This window comes from Kitasatospora sp. NPDC032150 (genome assembly GCF_055579945.1).
The window spans coordinates 431495-451098 of the sequence record NZ_JBVIMH010000002.1 but is presented as its reverse complement, the minus strand read 5'-3'; the positions used below and the strand labels follow the sequence as shown (position 1 = coordinate 451098).

Annotated in this window: 16 protein-coding genes and 2 pseudogenes; 7 read left to right on the top strand and 11 right to left on the bottom strand. The window is 70.7% G+C overall.

The features are described 5' to 3' along the window. The 5 genes and pseudogenes from ACZ5ON_RS04405 to ACZ5ON_RS04385 all read right to left on the bottom strand — a co-directional run. Nucleotides 1-605: pseudogene (locus ACZ5ON_RS04405) on the bottom strand (collagen-like protein); the annotation flags it as partial. Between the two features lie 1134 nt (nt 606-1739). Continuing rightward, on the bottom strand, nt 1740-2429 hold the full coding sequence (locus ACZ5ON_RS04400) for a DUF7933 domain-containing protein (RefSeq protein WP_465585280.1): 690 nt from the start codon (nt 2427-2429) through the stop codon (nt 1740-1742). A gap of 492 nt (nt 2430-2921) precedes the next feature. Further along, nucleotides 2922-3098, bottom strand: coding sequence for a hypothetical protein (locus tag ACZ5ON_RS04395; RefSeq protein WP_465585278.1), 177 nt, complete (start codon nt 3096-3098; stop codon nt 2922-2924). Nucleotides 3099-3412: 314 nt separating this feature from the next. Then, nucleotides 3413-3571, bottom strand: a pseudogene (locus tag ACZ5ON_RS04390) (IS701 family transposase); the annotation flags it as partial. A gap of 166 nt (nt 3572-3737) precedes the next feature. After that, nucleotides 3738-5159, bottom strand: coding sequence for an arylsulfotransferase family protein (locus ACZ5ON_RS04385; protein ID WP_465585276.1), 1422 nt, complete (start codon nt 5157-5159; stop codon nt 3738-3740). Nucleotides 5160-6259: 1100 nt separating this feature from the next. Between ACZ5ON_RS04385 and ACZ5ON_RS04380 the strand changes: the two genes are divergently transcribed. After that, on the top strand, nt 6260-6526 hold the full coding sequence (locus ACZ5ON_RS04380) for a hypothetical protein (protein ID WP_465585274.1): 267 nt from the start codon (nt 6260-6262) through the stop codon (nt 6524-6526). A 1001-nt stretch (nt 6527-7527) separates the two neighbouring features. Here ACZ5ON_RS04380 and ACZ5ON_RS04375 read toward each other — a convergent pair. Then, a complete protein-coding gene (locus ACZ5ON_RS04375) occupies nt 7528-8355 on the bottom strand; it encodes an ABC transporter permease (RefSeq protein ID WP_465585273.1) in 828 nt (275 codons plus the stop codon). After that, nucleotides 8352-8567, bottom strand: a complete 216-nt coding sequence (locus ACZ5ON_RS04370; protein ID WP_465585272.1) for a hypothetical protein — start codon at nt 8565-8567, stop codon at nt 8352-8354. The genes ACZ5ON_RS04375 and ACZ5ON_RS04370 overlap by 4 nt, the downstream gene beginning before the upstream one ends. A gap of 11 nt (nt 8568-8578) precedes the next feature. Here ACZ5ON_RS04370 and ACZ5ON_RS04365 point away from each other — a divergent pair, with 11 nt between their 5' ends. The 5 genes from ACZ5ON_RS04365 (at nt 8579) to ACZ5ON_RS04345 (ending at nt 12778) form a co-directional block, all read left to right on the top strand. Further along, nucleotides 8579-8959 (top strand): TetR/AcrR family transcriptional regulator C-terminal domain-containing protein, encoded by a 381-nt coding sequence (locus tag ACZ5ON_RS04365; RefSeq protein WP_465585271.1) that lies wholly within the window; start codon nt 8579-8581, stop codon nt 8957-8959. Nucleotides 8960-9588: 629 nt separating this feature from the next. Then, complete coding sequence (locus ACZ5ON_RS04360; protein WP_465585270.1) at nt 9589-10407, top strand: phytanoyl-CoA dioxygenase family protein; 819 nt, start codon at nt 9589-9591, stop codon at nt 10405-10407. Nucleotides 10408-10418: 11 nt separating this feature from the next. After that, nucleotides 10419-11069, top strand: coding sequence for a DUF6309 family protein (locus ACZ5ON_RS04355; protein WP_465585268.1), 651 nt, complete (start codon nt 10419-10421; stop codon nt 11067-11069). Between the two features lie 87 nt (nt 11070-11156). Next, on the top strand, nt 11157-12014 hold the full coding sequence (locus tag ACZ5ON_RS04350; protein ID WP_465585266.1) for a TauD/TfdA family dioxygenase: 858 nt from the start codon (nt 11157-11159) through the stop codon (nt 12012-12014). Then, complete coding sequence (locus tag ACZ5ON_RS04345; RefSeq protein WP_465585264.1) at nt 12011-12778, top strand: SDR family oxidoreductase; 768 nt, start codon at nt 12011-12013, stop codon at nt 12776-12778. Before ACZ5ON_RS04350 ends, ACZ5ON_RS04345 begins: the two co-directional genes overlap by 4 nt. 163 nt (nt 12779-12941) lie before the next feature. On the opposite strand, the gene ACZ5ON_RS04340 is transcribed toward ACZ5ON_RS04345, so the two are convergent. The 3 genes from ACZ5ON_RS04340 to def form a co-directional block, all read right to left on the bottom strand. Further along, entirely contained in the window at nt 12942-14372 is a 1431-nt protein-coding gene (locus ACZ5ON_RS04340) for an RsmB/NOP family class I SAM-dependent RNA methyltransferase (RefSeq protein ID WP_465585262.1), read from the bottom strand. A gap of 337 nt (nt 14373-14709) precedes the next feature. Further along, on the bottom strand, nt 14710-15645 hold the full coding sequence (gene fmt / locus ACZ5ON_RS04335) for a methionyl-tRNA formyltransferase (protein WP_465585260.1): 936 nt from the start codon (nt 15643-15645) through the stop codon (nt 14710-14712). Nucleotides 15646-15672: 27 nt separating this feature from the next. Beyond that, on the bottom strand, nt 15673-16218 hold the full coding sequence (gene def, locus ACZ5ON_RS04330) for a peptide deformylase (RefSeq protein WP_465585258.1): 546 nt from the start codon (nt 16216-16218) through the stop codon (nt 15673-15675). Between the two features lie 241 nt (nt 16219-16459). Between def and ACZ5ON_RS04325 the strand changes: the two genes are divergently transcribed. Further along, entirely contained in the window at nt 16460-16972 is a 513-nt protein-coding gene (locus ACZ5ON_RS04325) for a hypothetical protein (protein WP_465585255.1), read from the top strand. A gap of 351 nt (nt 16973-17323) precedes the next feature. On the opposite strand, the gene ACZ5ON_RS04320 is transcribed toward ACZ5ON_RS04325, so the two are convergent. Then, nucleotides 17324-19393, bottom strand: coding sequence for a primosomal protein N' (locus tag ACZ5ON_RS04320; RefSeq protein WP_465585253.1), 2070 nt, complete (start codon nt 19391-19393; stop codon nt 17324-17326). Between the last annotated feature and the right edge of the window lie 211 nt (nt 19394-19604).

The following is a 19604-nucleotide window of genomic DNA, read 5'->3' as shown; positions in this document are numbered from 1 at the left end:
ACACCCTGGAAGCCCTGCGGCCCCGTCACACCCTGCGCACCGGTCACACCCTGAGCACCGGTCACACCCTGGAAGCCCTGCGGCCCCGTCACACCGTGCGCACCGGTCACACCATGCGCACCGGTCACACCCTGGAAGCCCTGCGGCCCCGTCACACCCTGCGCACCGGTCACACCATGCGCACCGGTCACACCCTGGAAGCCCTGCGGCCCCGTCACACCCTGCGCACCGGTCACACCATGCGCACCGGTCACACCCTGGAAGCCCTGCGGCCCCGTCACACCGTGCGCACCGGTCACACCCTGGAAGCCCTGCGGCCCCGTCACACCCTGCGGCCCCTGAGGTCCAGTCGCACCCTGCGGGCCTTGTGGGCCGCCACCGAACGGGCCCCCACCAAACTGTCGCCAAGCCCGCGGGACGAAATTGGCGCTCAGGGCACCGTTCGGGCCCGGCACCTCGTGAACGTGACCGATATCGGACTTCTCGATCGCCTCTGCGACGGCAATCGTGGTCGAGGCCACGTTGACCAACATGGCAAGGGCGCTCGCCGTCGAAACCACGGTAGCGGCCCTGAGGCGAGATTTACGAAGCGAGTTATGCTTCACCAAGGGTACCTTTCTGCAGAGCTGAGGCTAAGACACGGGCACTGTGAGCCAGTTCAGCAGCACACACAGCCCCGGGCGATCTCCGAGCAGTAGCATGTACGCGCACCACTCGCTCTCTGTCGTGACCACACCGCCTCAGATTCGAATCCGTCACCCGATAGGCCTCAACATTGACCCGATCGAACGTTGATTAGCGCGGTCGATTGCCAATTGTTCCCAGGCGGGCGAAAGGGCCAGCGTTCCGAAAGGCCTTGGCCTCCGACCAGGATGGACTGCTGCGAGGCTAACTAACCTACAGAAATTCCAATCTTTCCATCAGAAGGCCGGGTATCCGGTGGCAACAGGAGTGGTGGCGGTGCCGGCGCCACCAACACACAACCCTCGGATCATGCAATCCAGCGGACAGCGAGTCCACATCGGGCAAGGACACCTCCCCATCTAGCCGACTGCCACTACCACGCAGGAGTTATCCGGTAGGCATGTATTCAATGTTCCGCCCTGCGGGATGCCGTGAAGGGCGGGGCATCACGTGTACCGATAGGGGTCTCGTACTTCCAGAGAGGATGCACAAGATGACATCGGAGATCAAGCACCTGGCCCACCTCCAGAGGGTAAGTCAAGTGTTTTCAGATAGGCGGTAAATAGCACTTCAGTGGCAATCAGATCCTCACTCGCCATCGTTCTATTCGGCCCCGCTAGCCGCCGCGCAGAACAACATCGATACGGCCGCTCGTCACAGCTATGCAGTGCCTGGACATCACGCCCGCACCCCCGGCGTCCGTCGATCCCCCAGGACCAACTGGGCAGCGGGTCTTCGACGGTGCCACGGGCACCACGAACATGTTCGGGTCGATCAACTCCCGCTTGCGGTAAGCCACCCGCAACCGCAGGTGTTCCCCATCCGAGTAGGCTGCACTGAAGACGCTCTACTCGCGGTGCGGGAGTTGATCAACCCCAAGGCACGCGACGCCAATCACGTCGCCACACAGTCCAAGTAGGTGCTGAACCAGTTTTCCATGTTCTTCGAGGTCCAGCTCAGCACTTAATGACCACAAGGGACTTACGCAAGACCACGGATACGCCCCTCACCCGCAGAAGAGCCTGCTGGAGGTCTCCTCCGACCCATCGATCGGTCTATGCCCCGTGGTGATGACCGTCCCTTCCGTCCCTGATGACGGTCAGATCGAAGTTGGTTTCGCCGGCCACACCGTCGCCGTCGCCCGCCCGGATCGTGTTGATGACCGCGGAGGGGGCGTTACGGTCGACCACGACCGGGATGGTCAGGGGAGGGGCGGACGTCCCGGCGGTCACAGGGGCTGTACTGTCGCACTCGAGCAGGGTCGAGCTCAGGGCGGAGCAGTTCCAGCCGTCCGAGGCGGGGAACGGGCTGGCCAGGGTGAGGCCGGTGGGAAGCGTGTCGACTACCGTGATGCCGCCGGGGGTGTCCTGGGTTCCGACGTTCGTGACGACGACGGTGTAGCGGGCCCTGTCGCCCTGCTCGAAGGTCTCCGGGCTGTTGAACTTCTGGACCACCAGCACGGGCCCGGGAACCTGGGCCTGCGCCGGGGCGACGAACGCCACCATCGGCAGAACGGTAGCGGCCGCGACAGCGGTCAGAGCCGCCAGCCGCCGACGAGTGGGGCGGTGTGCGTGCTTCATGAAGGTTTCTCCTGTCTCCACTGGATGGTCGCTTCGCCATACGAAGACCTCCTGACCGCTGCCGGAGCCCGGCCGCTGCGGCATCTTCGAGGCGCACGACGGCGGAGCGATCGACTTGTCCAATTCGCTCCACTTTTCCATTATTAGCTCGCGGTAGGTCTGCACCCTTTCGCGCCACGCCTATGCATTTGGATACGAACGGATGTTTGCACGCCTGCCTTTAGCCTCGATCTCACATGACGGCTCGCCAGCCTCGCGGGCGAGCCGTTTTCTGATTTCCGAACTGTTTGCCTAGGCCGGTGGGCGTGATGGTGGCCCGGCTGTCGCGTCGGGTGGGCGCCGGGTCCACGGCTCCGAAAGGGGTGGGGACTCCTTGGGGTAGATCGTTGTGCTTGTCGACCCGGACGTCGGAAGGCCCCCGAGGAGCGGAGGCCCCGGCCCCTCACCGCATCAGCCGGGATTCGGAAGAACGGCCGGGGGGAGCGGCTGGAGCTGTTGCTGCAGGTGGGCAAGAAGCCGGGCTGCGCGAGGAGGTTGACCTGACCCACATCACCACCCACGACCTGCGGCAGCTCGCCGCCACGCTCTCAGGCACGGGTGTCACCGGCTCCCAGGCCAGTCGCACCTGTCTCCGAGTACATCGACGGCTTCGGTGGCCTACCGCTCCGGCTCCGCCATCGGGGGCGGGTCGAAGGCGGTGACCGGGGGCGGGTTGTCGTAGCGCTCGGCCTCGACCAGGCAAGTCTGGGCGGCCGAGCCCTGGGAGAGTCGGGAGGTTCCCTTGTCGAGGGTGACGACGTTCGGGTTGCCGTGCTTCTCCAGCGCACCGGGCATGCCTGGAGTCAACGGGTCGTACCAGGCTCCGAATGGCGATCTGGGCGACCCCGGGCAGCAGCGTGTCGGAATCGGCGACCCGCACTCCCGCGAGGAAGGCGCCCCGGTCGTTGAACACCCGCACTACGTCACCTTCCCGCAGCCCACGGCCTTGGTGTGCTCGTCGCCAGATGGACCAGTGAAGCGTCCGGGCTGGCGAGGGTTCGGGGGCCAGCACGAGTGTGGCGAACAGACGGCGGATTTCGTTGGCGGTGAGGGCGGTCGGTGCTCGTGAGGTGGTCTCTGGATGGGGTGCTCGCTCTGGCCGTATGAGCGGCGAGGACGGCTAGGGCGAGCGTGGCCAGGGCGATATGGCGGTGCCAGGAGGTGAAGTGCCGGACCTGGTAGTGGTCAAGCCCGACCTGTCCCTTCGCGGCCTGGAAGGACTCCTCGATCGACCAGCGAACGCCAGAGACACGCACGAGGACGGACAGTGGCACGGGGCGTTACATCGGCGACCGCCGCCACCTCACCGAGGTTCCGGCCGATCACCGCCGGGATCCACTGCTGGCGCGTCGAGTGCTCGGGCAACCTCAACTACAGCGGCGCCTCGGCAGACAGCAGTAGCGATGCTTCACCGCGCACCGCAGACACCGGCCGTCAGCCGGAGGGGGTCACGACGTGGGACGTCCCGAGGACCTCCCCCTTCGAGTTCAGCGCCCTCACCTGGAAGTACGGTCCCGGGTTGTCCGTCGTGACGGCCGTCTCGAAGCCGGTCCGGTCGACGTGGTCGACGACCACCGACAGGGAACGGGCGTCCGGTCCGGCAAGCACCTGCCACGCTCTGGTCTGCGTCGAGCCGTTCCAGGAGGCGTAAACGACGCTTCGCCCGCCGCTGCCGTCGCGCGCCGCCGCACTGGGCGGATACCACGGCCTGCCGACCCACTCGTGGCGGAACGCCCGGTACGAGATGTCGGAGCCCGGCATCATGGCGTCGTAGAGAAGGTTCTTCGAGCCGTCGCCCTCGGTGTTCCCGCCCCCCCTGTACTCCGAGTAGTACGACTCCTGCCCCCACCCGACGAACTCGTCACCGTTGGTGAGCGCCTGGGTGTCCCCCTGGGACGCCGCGTACAACCCCGGTGCGTGGTAGTAGGTCCGCTCCGCGGTCGCACGGTGGTTGTGGAAGTCGAGGCTGAGGATCAATCCGTGTGACTGCTGTTCGGGGGCGCCGTCCGGCTGGTCGCAGCAGCCGTCGTCGAACATGCTGACCCGGTTTCCCGGCCGAAACCGGGCGTGGTGCTGCCAGTAGAAGTCAGCGTTCGGCCCGAAGCTGAAGTCGCTTCTCTTACCGCCGAGTTGCCAGCGGATGTCGCCAGTCCGCCGGGCGACGTCGTAGACCGCCCAGAGGTTCCGGGCCGAGATCAGCAGCTGGCCCTCGGGGCCCTCGTCGATCGAGTTCACGTGGTAGGCGTCCCACACCCCGCCGGACGAGGACGCCGAGGAGGCCGACACCTCGGAGTCCGCCGGGTTCACGTGGTCCAGGATGTCCCAGGAGAAGACGAGTTTCCCGGTCGCGAGATCGACTTCCTGGATCTCACTGTCCTCGATGGCTCCGTTCTTCGGTCCCCCGTACGGGGTGAGGTCCATGGGGACCGGCTTGGACGCGATGAACAGCGCAGTCCCCCTGCGCGTCAGGAGGAACTCGTGGAAGTCAGCGTAGAAGCCGTGCCGGGCGAAGACCGTTCTGAGCAGACGGTAGTGGTCGTCGTAAATGTAGTAGCAGCCGCCCGGCTCGGGGGCACCGCCGGGCAGGTTGGTGTAATAGGGGGGAATCGCGATGGTTCCCTGCCAGAACGTCAGCACCCGTTGCCTGACGCCGGCCCGAGGGTTGTGGTACGTCTGCACCCGGAAGTCGCCGTTCTCGAGGTTCGCGACGGGAAGCGGGCGGAACCAGACCGGATCGCCGGAGTCGTCAAGCATCAGCGACCCGGTCTGGCCGACCGCCTGGGTGAGGTTGTACGGGGCGACGAAGACGTCCCCCGCGGCCCTGCCTGGCCGTCGCGTGGTCACGGTGACCCGCATGGGATGCAGCTTCGGCGCGGACACGAAGCTCCACACATCGCTACCGGAGGTGACCGGTGGCGGTACGCTCGTCGCCGGCGGAGCAGGCTGGGTCGCGCACTGGGCACCGTCCCACCCCATCGGGGCCGACGCTGCGGACATGCCTGCCCCGAGCAAGCCAAGTGCACCAACCGTCACCATCACCGTCGCGGCCGCCATCCAGCGACGCCAGGCACCCACGGCTGCAGGCACGTCCCTCCTCCTTCTGCTGCTCACCTGCGCGGAATCGGAGCAACGGCCTCACCGTCCTGGCGATCCTGCCCGGAAGCGGCGGGACGCCAGCGCCCCACAACGACGTTGTACCGGCCCGCACCCTTCGCTTCGGATACCCTCGCCCTTGGTGACCGGTATGGCCCACAGGTGGCATCCGAACAGACCAGACGGTCGGCCGGTGGCCGAGCGGTCCTGTTTAGACAACTGGGCGACGCCCCGCGGTGCGAGGGCCGCCGAGAAGCTGCAAGCCGCTCGGCAGGCCCTCAGAGGTGCAAGCGCGGCAGCCGGCGCCGTCGCAAGGCCATTGAGCTATTTCCATCCTGAATCCGCTGGTCACGGCCCTGGCGTGAGAGCGGGCAGGGATGCTCGGGCCGGTCGCAGACGTGATCGCTCGCAGGAGATCGTCTGTGGACAGTTCACCGCCGTGGCACCGGAGCATTCTGCCTCAGCCGAGCCGGCTGTGGAGCGACCGCAGTGCAGGCTGCACGGGGATCCGACCGGCAATGCCTCGGACAGGAAGGCATGGGAATCTGCACGCCTCTGTCACCGGGTCATGCCACAAGCTGTCACCAAGGAACCGCCACAGTGACACCAGCCACTCCCCCGCCGACGGCACTCCCCAGCTCCGCCACCATCCAGAGCCAGTGACATCGCCGGACCACCAGGTGACAACAGACTGCACATTCGCAGGGCGACTCTGCCTCGATCGAGCGAATTCCTGCCACAGATCGGCGAGCCACCGGTAGTGCCCCGAGGAAGTGGTGTCAGTTGACTAATAGCGGTTGCTGCGTGCCGAGCCTGGCTGCCGGTCGCCGCCTGCCCCAACCCAACAGCAGACAGAGGACATCATGCGACTTCCCAAGATCCTGGGCCATGTCCTGGTTTCAACCGGACTCGCCACGAGCGGTCTCATGCTCGCCAGTGGCACCGCTCATGCCACCTTCAGCCAGTGTGTCGACATCATCGTTGCCAACAACGCCTTTTTCGATGATGCCAAGTTCGGTTGCGAAGAGGGCGCCCATGGCGACACAGCTACCTGCTTGATTGGCTTCCCCCGCAGCATCACCCCGGCTATCGCTAACGCTGCGTGCACGGCAGCAGCGGTCAGGCCCTGAGCTCGGCGCGTCGAACTGCCGGTGCCGGTAGCGGGCTTCGGTACGGGTCCGCATGGCCCGGTCGCCTCGCGGCGGGCGTTGATGCGGTCCGGGCCCGCGTGGAGCCGGACCGCATCCCGCCAGTGACGTGCCCCGGGCGGTGCCCGAGGCACGTCCAATTCTCCCCGGTCTCCTCCTCGTCCGGGGCGGTCGCTTGCGGGTCGCGCAGCGGCCGCAAGGCCGCCTCGGGCTGGGAGGGGGGAAGGCGTACCAGCCCAGCACATTCAGGTGCTTGGCCTTCAGCGGGGGACAGGCGTGCCAGGTGTTCTTCGGCAATGAAATCGTTTCATCTTGAAAGTTGCAGGTCGCGGGTGCTGGTGTGGGCGGGCGGCGCGGCACTCGTGCTGGTCGGCAGCTCGACCGCCTCGTGGTGATCGTCCGTCAGCGGGAGACCTCGGCGTTCGTCAGCACGAGCAGGGCACGCCGGAGGGCGGTGGCGTGCTTCGCGTTCCTGCGGACCTTGGTCAAGATCCCCCAGTTCTTCAGGTCGGCGAAGCCACGACTCCATCGCGCACGAGGACCTCAGCACTCGCACCCGCCGGAGGCGAAGCCCGACCCCGACCGGCCGGGCACCTCCTGCCCAACGGAGCGGCGGCGAAGGCCGGACTCAACAAGTCGATCACGGATGCCGGATGGGGATATTCCTCGCGGTCCTCACCACCAAGGCAGAATGCGGGGGGAAGTCATTTCCGTGGCCCCCTCAACACCTCCTGGCAGTGCCTCGCACACGGCCACACTGCCAAGGAGAACCGGCTCGCCCAGGAGATGTTCCACTGTCTCGGCTGTGGCCACCAGGCGCACGCCGACACGGTAGGAGCCGCCAACGTACGAACTGGGCCGGTCCGTCGCGAGGCCAAACCGGCTTGGCGAGAAGCCCCCTCGTTTACGAGGAAGCGGAGTCACTCCGTCACCCTCGGCCCTTCGGCCGACTTGTCCAGCACATAGCCCGAACGACCTGCCGACTACCGCCCGTGTGAGGCGAATTTGCGCACGGCCAGCGGAGCGAACACCGCCAGCAGCAGCCCCGACCAGAGCAGCGTCGCGGTGACCGGATGCCGCATCGGCCAGGCCTCGCCGGCCGCCCCCGGGTTGTGGAACAGCTCGCGGCAGGCAGCCACGACGGCGCTGACCGGGTTCCACTCGGCGACGGCGCGCAGCCAGCCCGGCATCCCTCCGGTTGGCACGAAGGCGTTCGTCACCATCGCCAACGGGAAGGTGAGAACCGAGAGTTGGCCGGCGACCTCCTCCTTCCCGGCGGCCAGCCCGAGGTACATGCCGACCCAGGTCATCACGAACCGGAACAGCACCAGCAGCCCGTACGCGCCGAGCGCCGACGTGATGCCATCGCGGATCCGCCAACCGACGGCGAGGCCGACCAGGGTGAGCGGGACCAGGACGACGATGCCCACCAGCAGGTCGGCGAGCGCCTGGCCGAGCAGCAGCGCGCTACGGGAGACCGGCATCGAGCGCATCCGGTCGGTGATGCCCCGGCCGACGTCCCGGGCGGCGCCGACCATGGTCGGCATCAGCCCGTTGACGGCGACCATCACGAACAGGCCGGGGATCAGGAACTCGCGGTAGTTCCCGCTGCCGGGCACGGTCATCGCACTGCCGAAGACGTACCCGAAGACCAGCACCATCACGACGGGAACCGTGAGCGAGGCGAGGATCAGGCCCGGCGAGTGGCGGTAGGCCAGCAGGACCCGGGCGGCGGAGGTCAGGGTGTCGGAGGCCGGCCTGGTCCGGCGCGGCGAGGCGGCGGACACCGGGGCGGGGGCGGTGATCGTCATCGGGCGGCCTTCCGGGGTGCGGCGGTGAGTGCGAGGAAGACGTCGTCCAGCGAGGGCGTGCGCAGGGCCACGTCCTGAGCGGCCACTCCAGCGGCGTCGAGCTCGCGGACCAGTTGCGGCAGCGCGATGTCCCGGCCGGCCGCGGAGGTGGCCACGACCCGTCGTTCGGCCGGTTCGACCACCGGCTCCCCGGCCGCGAAGACGGTCAACACCAACTGGCCCCATGCAGCTCGCCGTCCTGCGCCGCCACAGCTGGGCGCCCCAGCTGATCGCCGCCCGCCCCTCGCTGGGACCGAACGGCCTGCGCTACACCGAATACTTCCTCGGCGTCATGGCCGCGACCGAGCTGACCGGCTACGGCAAGATGGAGGCGATGGCCCAACTCAACGGCTTCCTCTGCCAGTTCGCCGACTGGGAACACTCGACGACCGGCCGCTCCCCCCGCTGGATCGCCGACATGGTGAGCTACCTCCAGGGCGTCGCCGCGACCGGCCACTACCCCCGACTCACCCAGGTCCTCGCCGAAGGCCCCGCACCCACCGCTCCGGACGCCGTCTTCGACCGCCTGCTGCAGCGCATCCTCACCGCGCTCTGCGAGACGTGAACGACCCGACCGGGGCGCGGGCGACCGGTCCGGGACGGGCGCGAGGCGGCCGCGGGTAGCAGCGGCGGCCTCCGGATCGGCATATGCCGGCGCGAGCGTCGGATCTCGGCCCAGTCCACCACGGACGCCACCCTCCTCCCCCGCCTCCCAGTAAGGGCCGACCGGCCCAGACGGGCACACGACGACTCACCCGTCGCCCCGCTCTTCAGCGGTTGGATTTCACCCGGCGCCGAATCTCCGCCCTACCCGATCACCGCAATTCGACGTCCGACATGACAGCGAATCAGCGAAAAATCCTGATACACCCCATCAATCCCCCACCGACCTCGGGGATGACAGCGCCCACCACCCGGAAGCGCCCCCGTCGGCCTGCGGATACGCCGTCCGGCAGGCCGGACGACCCGCCCGCGGAATCGGTGGGCGGACGAAGGACCGGCCCTGAGCTGCCGGATGGCCTGAACGTGACCACGGGCTCACCACAGGTCTTGTGAGCCTTGATCCCGGTAACCCAGACTCCAACACGCGGATGCTGACTGAACGTGATCACTCCGTGCCCGTCCGCGGCGGTTGGATTACCCGAGGTCCGTACCGCTCGACGCGTCGCCGCCGGGTGAACGGGGTGGGTCGTCGTGAAAGGGGTGGGTCGATTCGTGCCGCTGTCCCTTGGAGGGCATGAGGCCCTCGATGCCGCACGGAGGCGGCAGTTCACGGAGTCCGGCTACCTGGTCCTCCCCGGGCTGGTACCGGAGTCGCTCCGGAGCCGGCTCGTGCCCGAGGTGGACCGCTGGGTGGACGAGGGTCTGCGCGCGCACTCGATAGCCGCCTGCGCCGATCCGGTCACCCACGGCACGCCACCGGTCCTGGAGCTGGAGCTGCCGGCGCACGGTGAACTCCTCACCCACCGCCCGCTGTTGCGCGCGCTCTCCGGGCTCATTGGCTCCCCGTTCGTCTTCCACCACCTGCACATCGACCGGCAGCAGCCCGGGATCGCCGGCAAGCCGTGGCACCACGACTGCGAGCCCAACGACCGGCAGGACCCGTTGTTGTTGATGGTCCATGCGCTGCACTACCTCGGCGGCCTCGACGAGACTGTCGGGAGTCTGGCGGTGCTGCCCGGTTCCCATCGCCGGTCCGCCGGCAAGACCGCGCTCGCCCACCTCGGTACCGCCGAGCTGCCCGGCGAGGTCGTCATCGACCGGCTGCCGGCCGGTTCGACCGTACTGCTCAACTCGGCGCTGTTCCACGCCCGCAGGCCGGCCCAGGCGGGCGCCGGCCGCCCGCGCTACTTCGTCGACGCCTCGTACTGCCAGGTGGGTGCGCGCTGGCGTCCGGTCAAACCCTTCTGGCGTCAGATGCTCGCCCGGGCCCGGGAGCTCCACCTGGACGGCGGTCGGTGGCCGGAGCTGTTCGCTGAGCGACACTTCACCGAGTACACCAGCACCGTCTGAAAGGCATCACCGTGGACATCGTCAGCTCTGTCCCGTTCGCCGAAGTGCGGGAGACCTTCCTCCGGGACCACCCGCTCGAAGGGACGCACGAGGCGAACAGCAATCAGGACGGGGAGGAGAACCTCCAGCGTGCCGAGCAGCTGCTCGGCACCTGGTGGCGGGTACGGCTCTCGCGGGCGGAGGTGCTCGGTGTCGCCCTGCCCTGGCACCTCAGTGAGGGCGGCAAGCTCGAACTCGTCCCCCGCTCCGGACTGACGGTGGCACAGGCCGCGGAGCACATCCGGTCGGGCGGGGCGGAGTGGACCGAGGCCAACCCGGTGTGCGCGGCCAAGCTCGACCTGCTGCGGCACGCACCGTTCACCCCGGTCTACCTCAGCACCCGCCCCGTGCCGCACTCCGACTACTCGGACCTGCAGATCAGGGACGGTCTCATCCACCTCGACGGCCTGCACCGCATGCTCGCCTGGGAACTGGCCGAGCGGCTGCCCGTCGAGGAGCGGCTGGACGCGTTCATCGCGGGCGACCTCCCGATCCGTCCCGCCACCGGAAGCGGATCGGACGCGGGCCGCCGGCCCGGACGTGACGAACACGCCCGTCCCGCCACCGGAAGCGGATCGGACACCACGGCGCCGCCCGCACAGACCGGAATCCAGCGGACGTGACCTCGACGGCGCGGTCCACCCGGTCGCCGACCGGCCTGGCGGCAGCCCACGCACCTGGTACCGATGACGGAGGGAGCAGTCCACGATATGTCCGATGACACGATGACCGAGATCGGCTGGAGCGGCGCGGATCTGGCGTCTCGACCTGAACCCTGGTCGATGTCGCTCACCGACGACGACCGCCGGCTCCTCTGGGCGGACGCGCGGGCCCGGTGGTGGGACCGGGCCGAGGAGACGCACCGGAGGCTCTGTGAGTCCGTGCTCCGCAGCACCCGGTCCGTGGGGCTCGCCCACGTCCGCAACCTGCTCGATCCGTCCGTACCCGAGGCCGAGATCGCCCCCGGACTGGCCTTCGTACTGCGGGAGTTCGGGGAGACGATCCCCCAGAACTCCCAGGGCGACATGGCCCAGGTGCTACGCGACCGGGAGGGCGACGGGGCCACCGAGCTCGGCTTCCACTCCGACACCTGCGACCTGCTGGTGCTCTGCTGCCTGCAGTCCGCCGTCCGGGGCGGCGGGAACACCAAGCTGGCGAGCGTACGGTACGTGCGTGACGTCATCGCACGGGAGCGGCCGGACGCCCTCACCACGCTCGGCGAGGACTGGACCTTCGACCGGACCGCCCGCGGCGGCGAGGTCACCGTCTCCCCGATCTTCTTCACCCAGCAGGACGGGACCACGGGCTGCTACTACCAGCCGCGCACCGTGCGCTCGTCCCCGGAGCGGGGCGGCCCACCGTTGAGCCCGCGCCAGTGGGAGGCCCTCGGCGTCCTGGACGAGGTCCTCCACCGGCCGGGGATCTCCTTCGACCTGTCCATGGCGACGGGCGACCTGCTGGTCATCCGCAACAGTCGGGTGCTGCACGGGCGTTCACCGTTCATCGACGAACCCGGCCCGGGCTCCCGTCGCGTGCTGAGGATCTGGTTGAAAACGGAGGCACTGTGACCACCGACACACGGGGAAGCGGGCGGATCGCCGTCATCACAGGTGGCGGCAGCGGACTCGGCCGGGCCACCGCGCTCGCCCTGCTCGACGCCGGCTGGTCGGTCGCCCTGGCCGGCCGGCGCAAGGACGCGCTGGAGGAGACCATCGCCCTCGCGGGAGCCGACCCGCGCCGGACGGCCGCCATCCCGACCGACATCAGGGACCCGGACGAGGTCGCGGCCCTCTTCGAGGGCGTCCGCCGGCAGTTCGGCCGTGTGGACCTGCTGTTCAACAACGCGGGCGCGCCCACCCCGCGCAGGCCACTCGAGGACGTGCCGGTCGAGGACTGGCACCGGGTGATGGACACCGTGGCCACCGGCACCTTCCTCTGTGCACGGGAGGCCTTCCGCACGATGCGCTCGCAGTCGCCGATGGGCGGGCGGATCATCAACAACGGTGCCCCGTCCGCGCATTCACCACGTCCCAACTCCATCGCCTACACCGCGGCCAAGCACGCCGTCCTCGGCATGACCAAGGCGCTGTCGCTGGACGGCCGGAAGTACGGGATCGCCTGCGGGCAGATCGACGTCGGCAACGTGGCCCCGGTGGACGGGAGCCCGCAGCCGCCCGCCATGCAGGCCGACGGGACCATGGCGGTGGAGGCGACGATCCCGGTGGAGCGCTTCACGGAGGCGGTGTTGCTGATGGCGTCGATGCCGCTCGACGCCAACGTGCAGTCCCTGACGGTGCTGCCGACCACGATGCCGTTCACCGGAAGGGGCTGAGCCGCCGCGACCCGAGGCGTCCCGGGTCGACGGCTGCGCGTACGTTCGGCCGTTCGACTCTCCAACCGTCCACGACCGCCCGGCAGTTCGCGACCCCTCGACGGTCGCGGCCGCCGGGCTGGCAGGGAGCGGCCCCGAGCGGGTGCCCCTTCCCCGAAGGGCCCTACGCGGTGCGCCGCAGCAGCGCCAGGTACATCGCGTCGGTCCCGTGCAGATGCGGCCAGAGCTGAACGTCCGGCCCCTCCCCCAGCGCCGGCACCCCGGGCAGCAACGGACGGGCGTCGATCCACTCCACTCCGGTCTCCGACCGCAGTACGTCGTCGACCACCGCCCGGGTCTCGGCGAGGTGCGGCGAGCAGGTCGCGTACCCGACCACTCCCCCGACCCTGGCGGCCCGGATCGCCGAACGCAGCAGCTCGCGCTGGAGCGGCCCGAAGCCCGGGATGTCGTCCTGCCGCCGGCGCCACCGCGCCTCCGGCCGGCGCCGCAGCGCACCGAGCCCGGAGCAGGGCACATCCACCAGCACCCGGTCGAAGGAGCCCTCCCTCCAGGCCGGGCGGGTGCCGTCAGCGGTGATCACCGTGTACGGGCCGGGGTTGCCGTCCAACGCACGGGCGACCAGCCGGGCCCGGTGCGGCTGCCGCTCCGAGGCGACCAGCGCCGCACCGCGCTCGGCGGCGAGGGCGCCGAGCAGCGCGGCCTTGCCGCCGGGCCCCGCACAGCCGTCGAGCCAGAGCCGGTCGGTGCCCTCCACCGGGGCGTTGGCCAGCGCGAGCGCGACCAGCTGGCTGCCCTCGTCCTGGACTCCGGCCCGGTTCTCCCGGATCGCCTCGATGCCCCCGGGCTCGCCGCCCTCGGCGAGCGCGACGGCGTACGGCGACCACCGTCCGGCCTGCGCCTGCGGCAGCGTCTCGCGCAGTTCGGCCACCGTCGCCCGGCCCGGGCGGGCGACCAGGGTCACCTCGGGGCGCTCGTTGTCGGCGCGCAGCAACTCCTCGATCGCGGTCCGGCCGCTGGCCCCGGGCTGCCAGCGCCCGAGCGAGTCCCAGAGCGCGGAGACCACCCAGCGCGGGTGCGAGTGGACCACCGCGAGGTGGTCCTCGGCGTCCTCCTCGTACGGCGGGGCGACCTGTTCCACCCAGGTGTCCAGGTCGTGCGCGCTGATCCTGCGCAGCACGGCGTTGACGAACTTGGCGCGTCCCTCGCCGAGCACCGCCCGGGCCAGCTCGACGGTGGCGGATACCGCCGCGTGGGTGGGGATCCGGGTGGTAAGCAGCTGGTGGGCACCGAGCGAGAGCACGTCCAGTACCGGCGGGTCCACCTCGCGCAGCGGGCGGTCGATGCAGGCCGCGATGATCGCGTCATAGGTGCCCTGGAGGCGCAGGGTGCCGTAGACCAGTTCGGTGGCGAGTGCGGCGTCCCGGCGGTCCATGCCCTTCTGCTCGGCCTCGCGCAGCAGGGAGGGGAGGATCAGGTTGGCGTACGCGTCGCGCTCGTCCACGGCGCGCAGGGCGCGGAACGCGACGATCCTGGCCGGGTCCTTCTTGGGACGGCGGTGCGGGCGGGGGGCGCGCTTGGCGCTGGGGGTGCTCACTTTGTGCCTCGAAAGTGCTGCGTTGGTTATCTGCTGGGTCGGTCTGAGCTCGTGTGAGTTCGTGTGAGTTCGTCGGCTGCGGAGTCGGTCACGTAGTCGGTTGCCGAATCGCCTGCGGAGTTGACCAACGAAGTCGGTTGTCCGCTTGACCGACTTTCATTGAACGGACAACCGGACAACCACGGGGCGGACAATCGGACCACCGGGAAACCGGTTATTCGATTACCACTCATCGGACCGGCTGACTGTCATCCGACAGACTGCCGGATCATCAGAAAGCTGATCATCGGCTCTCCATTCGACCGATGGTCGAACCGCGCGACCGTACCGCCGGCGGTCAGCCCTCGAGCCGCTCGCCGGACTCGATCCGGACCCCTCGGGCCCAGTCTGCCGCGCGCATCGGCTTCTTGCCCTGCGGCTGGACCTCGCCCAGCTCGATCTCATGGCTGCCGGTGCCGACCCGGACGCTGTTCTTCGCGACCGCCAGCTCGCCGGGCGCCAGCTCCGCAGCCGCCGGGAGCAGCCTGACCGGCCCGGAGAGCTTGAGCCGCTCGCCACGGAAGGTGGTCCAGGCGCCGGGCGCGGGGGCGCAGCCGCGCACCACCCGGTCGACCCGCAGGGCGGGGAGCGACCAGTCGATCCTGGCGTCCTCAACAGTGATCTTGGGCGCGAGGGTGACCCCCTCGGCGGGCTGCGGCACGGCCTGCAGGGTGCCGTCCTCGATGCCGTCCATGGTGGCGACCAGCAGCCGGGCGCCCGCGTGCGCCAGCCGGTCCAGCAGCACCCCGCTGGTGTCGGTCGGGCGGACCTCCTCGGTGAGCACGCCGAACACCGGGCCTGAGTCCAGGCCCTGCTCGATCCGGAAGGTGGAGGCACCGGTCACCTCGTCGCCCGCCAGCAGCGCGTGCTGCACCGGAGCGGCACCGCGCCAGGCGGGGAGCAGCGAGAAGTGCAGGTTGACCCAGCCGTGTCGGGGGATCTCCAGCGTGCCGGGACGCAGCAGCGCGCCGTAGGCGACCACCGGGCAGCAGTCCGGGGCGATCTCGGTGAGCCTGGCCTGGAAGTCCGGGTCACTCGGCTTGGCCGGCTTGAGGACCTCGATCCCGGCCTCCTCGGCACGCTGGGCGACCGGGCTGGCGACCAGTCGGCGACCGCGCCCGGCGGGGGCGTCGGGGCGGGTGACCACCGCGACGACCTCGTGCCGGTCGGAGGCCAGCAGTGCGTCCAGGGCGGGAACGGCGACCTCGGGGGTGCCGGCGAAGACGAGGCGCATGGGTGCCTTTCTGGGAACGTACGGGGATCAGCGGGCGGAACCGAAGGTGCTGTGCGGGGAGATCTTGACGGTCGGCGCCGGCCCGTCGCCCCAGTCCGCCTCGCGGATCGCCTTGAGCGCGGCCTTGCGCTGCTCGCGGTCCAGGCGGTCGATGAAGATGATCCCGTCCAGGTGGTCGGTCTCGTGCTGGATGCAGCGGGCCAGCAGCTGGGTGCCCTCGATGGTCACCGGGTCGCCGTACATGTTGAAGCCCTTGGCGACCACCCCGTACGCGCGCTTGGTGTCGTAGCGCAGCCCCGGCAGCGACAGGCAGCCCTCGGGGCCGTCCTGCTCCTCGTCGCTGAGGCTGAGGTCGGGGTTGATCAGATGGCCCACCACACCGTCCACGTTGTAGGCGAACACCCGCAGCGAGACGCCGAGTTGAGGAGCCGCCAGGCCGGCGCCGGGGGCGTCCAGCATGGTGTCGGTGAGATCCCTGACGAGCCCGCGCAGCTCCTTGTCGAAGGTGGTCACCGGTCGCGCGACGGTACGCAGCACGGGGTCGCCGAAGATCCGGATCGGCTGGATCGCCATGGCTGGGGGCTCCTGTCGGTACGGGTTCGGCGCGGTTCGGCGGGGGTCTGGTTCGGGCGGCCGGCGAAGGCCACAGGGCAGTCTATGCAATCCGGGACGCCCGTTCGGCCCAGCATCTGGCATATCCCGTCTCGCCGGTGCGCGTGACCCCGGCGCCTGTCCGGCGTTGGTCAAGGGGGATTGACCGGGACGCGAGCGCGTCCCGACCGGATTCACCGTACGGAGAGGTGGCACCAAGGCCATGGCCGAGCAGATCAACCACGACGCGCGGGCGCGGGCCAGCCTGCACCTGCTGGTGCGGGACATCGAGCGGGTGCGGCGGCAGGTGGACGCGCTGCGCACTCTCACCGCCCAGCTGGGCAACGTCTACCGGCCGCGCAGGCCCAGCACCTCGGCCGGATTCGTGGTGTACGGGCGGGCGCCCGCCCCCACCGTGCGGCTCGCCCAGGAGCTGCGGGAGAGCGTCGAGACGCTGGTGGCGGCCGCCGTCGAGTTCGACCGGGCGCTGGGCTTCTCCTGGGACTCGGTCGGCTCCGCGCTGGGCGTCACCAAGCAGGCGGTGCACCGGCGGTACGGCATGCGGCGCCCGAGCAGCGAGCTGCTCGCAGCCGCCGTACCGGCCCCGGGCGTCCCCGGGCCCGCCCGCCCGGACCGCGGCGAGGACCTACCCGCGGGCGGCCAGCCGCTCACCCGCACCGTCCCCGCCGCCCGCCAGGGTGGCCTGGAGCGCCAGAGCATCCCCCTCCGCGGCTGAAACCCAGCCGGACCCAGCCGGACCCGACCCGACCCGACCCGACCCGACCCGACCCGGCTGAAACCTAGCCGGACCCGGCTGAAACCTGGCCGGGCTTCGCCCGGGCAGCCGGGCAAGCACATGGGGGTGCGGGGAACCGCGCGAATCGGAGGAACGCTGCGCCGCACCTCTCCCCGGAGGAGCGTCTCGCCCCTCCCGGCCCGGAGGCGGTGCAGCCCACCGACCGGCGGCTCGGCGCAACGTGGCGCCGGCCGCCTCGCGCGCTTCCCCGCACCCCGAGCACCCGTTCCTCCCCCTGGCGGACTTGGACCGACCGGCAATAGGGCCCGCGGCGTCGCGTGCCGGTCGGTCTTAGCCGATGTCGAGCGGGTCGATCCGCACCTTGACCGGATCCGACGTCCGCAGGGCCACCCGGGCGATCTGCGCCGCCTTCAGTGCGCTCGCCAGCGCCGACCCCTGCCCGGGCGCGACCCGCAGCAGCGCGCGCTCCAGCTCCTCCCCCCGCCCGCCGGGCACTTCGATCGGCCCGAGCACATCCGTCCCCTCGGGGAGCCGGACCAGTGCGAGCAGGTCCGCGACCGCGTTCGGCGTGCCCGTCACCGAGGCCATCCGGGAGACCGGGGGGAAGTGCAGCTGCGCCCGTTCGTCCAGTTCCAGCCCGGCGTGGCCGGCCGGGTCCCACCGCACCAGCGCCTGCACCGGCCGCGCGGTGGCCTCGGCGACCACCACCACCGTGCCGCCCTGCTCGGCGGGCCGGACCAGCGAGGCGGCGGCGGTCCACATCCGCAGTGCCTCCTCCCCGGCCCGCAGGTCGGGGCGGTTCAGCAGCGTCCAGCCGTCCAGCAGCAGCGCGGCCGCGTACCCGGCGCCCTCGGCGACCGGCTCGGCGCCCGGTGTGGAGATCACCAGCGCTGGCTCCCCGGACACCGTGGCCAGCACCGCGTCGCGTCCCGAGGTGCGCACCGGCACCCGCGGGAAGGCCTTGCCCAGCTCCTCGGCCGTCCGCCGCGCCCCGACCACCTGCGCCCGCAGCCGGAACGAACCGCACTCGGCGCAGTGCCACTCCGCCTCCGGCTGTCCGCACCAGCCGCAGTCCAGCGGCGCCCCCGCGGACCCCGCCTCCAGCGGCCCGCCGCAGTGCCGGCACCGCGCGGGCGTACGGCACCGGCCGCAGGACAGCCTCGGCACATAGCCGCGCCGGGGCACCTGGATCAGCACCGGGCCGTGCTTCAGCGCCTCGTGGGCGACCTCCCAGGCCAGCCAGGGCAGCCTGGCGGCCTGCGCGGCCGCGTCCCGCGCCTGGTCCTGGTCGGTGACCGTCCGGACCCGGGGGGCGACGGCACGGACCGTCTCCCGCCCGGCGGCCAGCGGGCGCGCCCAGCCCGTCCGCAGCAGCTGCGCCGCCTCGACCGTCATCGACAGCCCGCCGAGCAGGACGCCCGTGTTCTCCTCGGTGGCCCGCAGCAGCGCGACCTCGCGGACGTGCGGGTGCGGGGAGCGCGGATCGCTGTGGCTGCTGTCGCCGTCCGACCAGACCACCACCAGACCCAAGTCCCGGACCGGGGCGAAGACCGCGGCCCGTGTCCCGATCGCGGCCCGCGCCGCGCCCCGGCTGACCGCGAGCCAGCGCCGGTAGCGCTCCTTCGGCCCGAGGTCGGCGGCCAGCACGGCGTGCCGGCCCTCGCCGAGCAGCTCGGTGAGGGCGCGGTCGACCCGGGCCACCGCGCGGCCGTCCGGCAGGACCACCAGCGCTCCCCGGCCGCCGGCCAGGGTCGCGGCGACGGCCCGGGCGATCTCCTCCGGCCAGCTCGGACCGGGCAGCGCCGTCCACACCGCGCGCGGCGAACGCCCCTGGGCCAGCGCCGCGAGGTACTCCGCGCCCTGCGGATAGCGGGACCAGCTGCCGGGTTCGGGACGGGTCGGCGGCGGGAGCGGCTTCGGCGAGGGCTCGGACTCGGCGCCCGCGTGCCGGGGCGGGATCGCCAGCTGGAGCACATCGGCGAGCGAGCCCGCGTACCGGTCGGCGACAGAACGGCACAGCCGCAGCAGGGCGGGCGTGAGCACCCGCTCCGGGGAGAGCACCTGGGCGAGCGGGGCGAGCGGGCCCGCGTAGTCGGAGTCGGCCCGGCGCTCGACGATGAAGCCGCTGTGCAACTCGCCGCCCTCGCGCCGGCCGGGCGCGACGATCCGGGCGCCGAAGCGGACCCGGACGCGTACGCCGGGCTGCGCCTCCTCGGCCATGGTGGCGGGGACGGCGTAGTCGAAGTACTGGTCGAGGTGGAGCAGGCCCTTGTCGACCAGTACGCGCGCCACCGGCAGGTCATCCGCCAGCTGGGCGCCGCGCCACGTCCGGGGTTTGGCCCTGCGGACCGTCTCCCGGATGAACGCCAGCTGCTCACCGGCACCGTCTGTCCTGCTCATCCGCCCTCCACACACCCACCACCCCGGGCCTGCCCAACATAGCCCCCACCACCGACAACGTGGCAAAACGCCCGGGCCGCAGCCATGGCGGCGGCACCCTCCGGCGGTGGATCCGGGGCCCCGACGGGCCTTGTCCGCTGCCGGGGGAGCCCCGCCGGGAAGACCAGGGCGGCGGCCACCCCGCGAGAGGGGTGACCGCCGCCCGGGGCAC

Bases quoted from the DNA above. Each gene is read 5' to 3' on its own strand.
- ACZ5ON_RS04320 (WP_465585253.1), bottom strand. From the start codon at position 19,393: ATGAGCAGGACAGACGGTGCCGGTGAGCAGCTGGCGTTCATCCGGGAG.
- def (WP_465585258.1), bottom strand. From the start codon at position 16,218: ATGGCGATCCAGCCGATCCGGATCTTCGGCGACCCCGTGCTGCGTACC.
- ACZ5ON_RS04395 (WP_465585278.1), bottom strand. From the start codon at position 3,098: ATGCCCGGTGCGCTGGAGAAGCACGGCAACCCGAACGTCGTCACCCTC.
- ACZ5ON_RS04350 (WP_465585266.1), top strand. From the start codon at position 11,157: ATGTCCGATGACACGATGACCGAGATCGGCTGGAGCGGCGCGGATCTG.
- ACZ5ON_RS04375 (WP_465585273.1), bottom strand. From the start codon at position 8,355: ATGACGATCACCGCCCCCGCCCCGGTGTCCGCCGCCTCGCCGCGCCGG.
- ACZ5ON_RS04365 (WP_465585271.1), top strand. From the start codon at position 8,579: ATGCAGCTCGCCGTCCTGCGCCGCCACAGCTGGGCGCCCCAGCTGATC.
- ACZ5ON_RS04385 (WP_465585276.1), bottom strand. From the start codon at position 5,159: ATGCGGGTCACCGTGACCACGCGACGGCCAGGCAGGGCCGCGGGGGAC.
- ACZ5ON_RS04325 (WP_465585255.1), top strand. From the start codon at position 16,460: ATGGCCGAGCAGATCAACCACGACGCGCGGGCGCGGGCCAGCCTGCAC.
- fmt (WP_465585260.1), bottom strand. From the start codon at position 15,645: ATGCGCCTCGTCTTCGCCGGCACCCCCGAGGTCGCCGTTCCCGCCCTG.
- ACZ5ON_RS04380 (WP_465585274.1), top strand. From the start codon at position 6,260: ATGCGACTTCCCAAGATCCTGGGCCATGTCCTGGTTTCAACCGGACTC.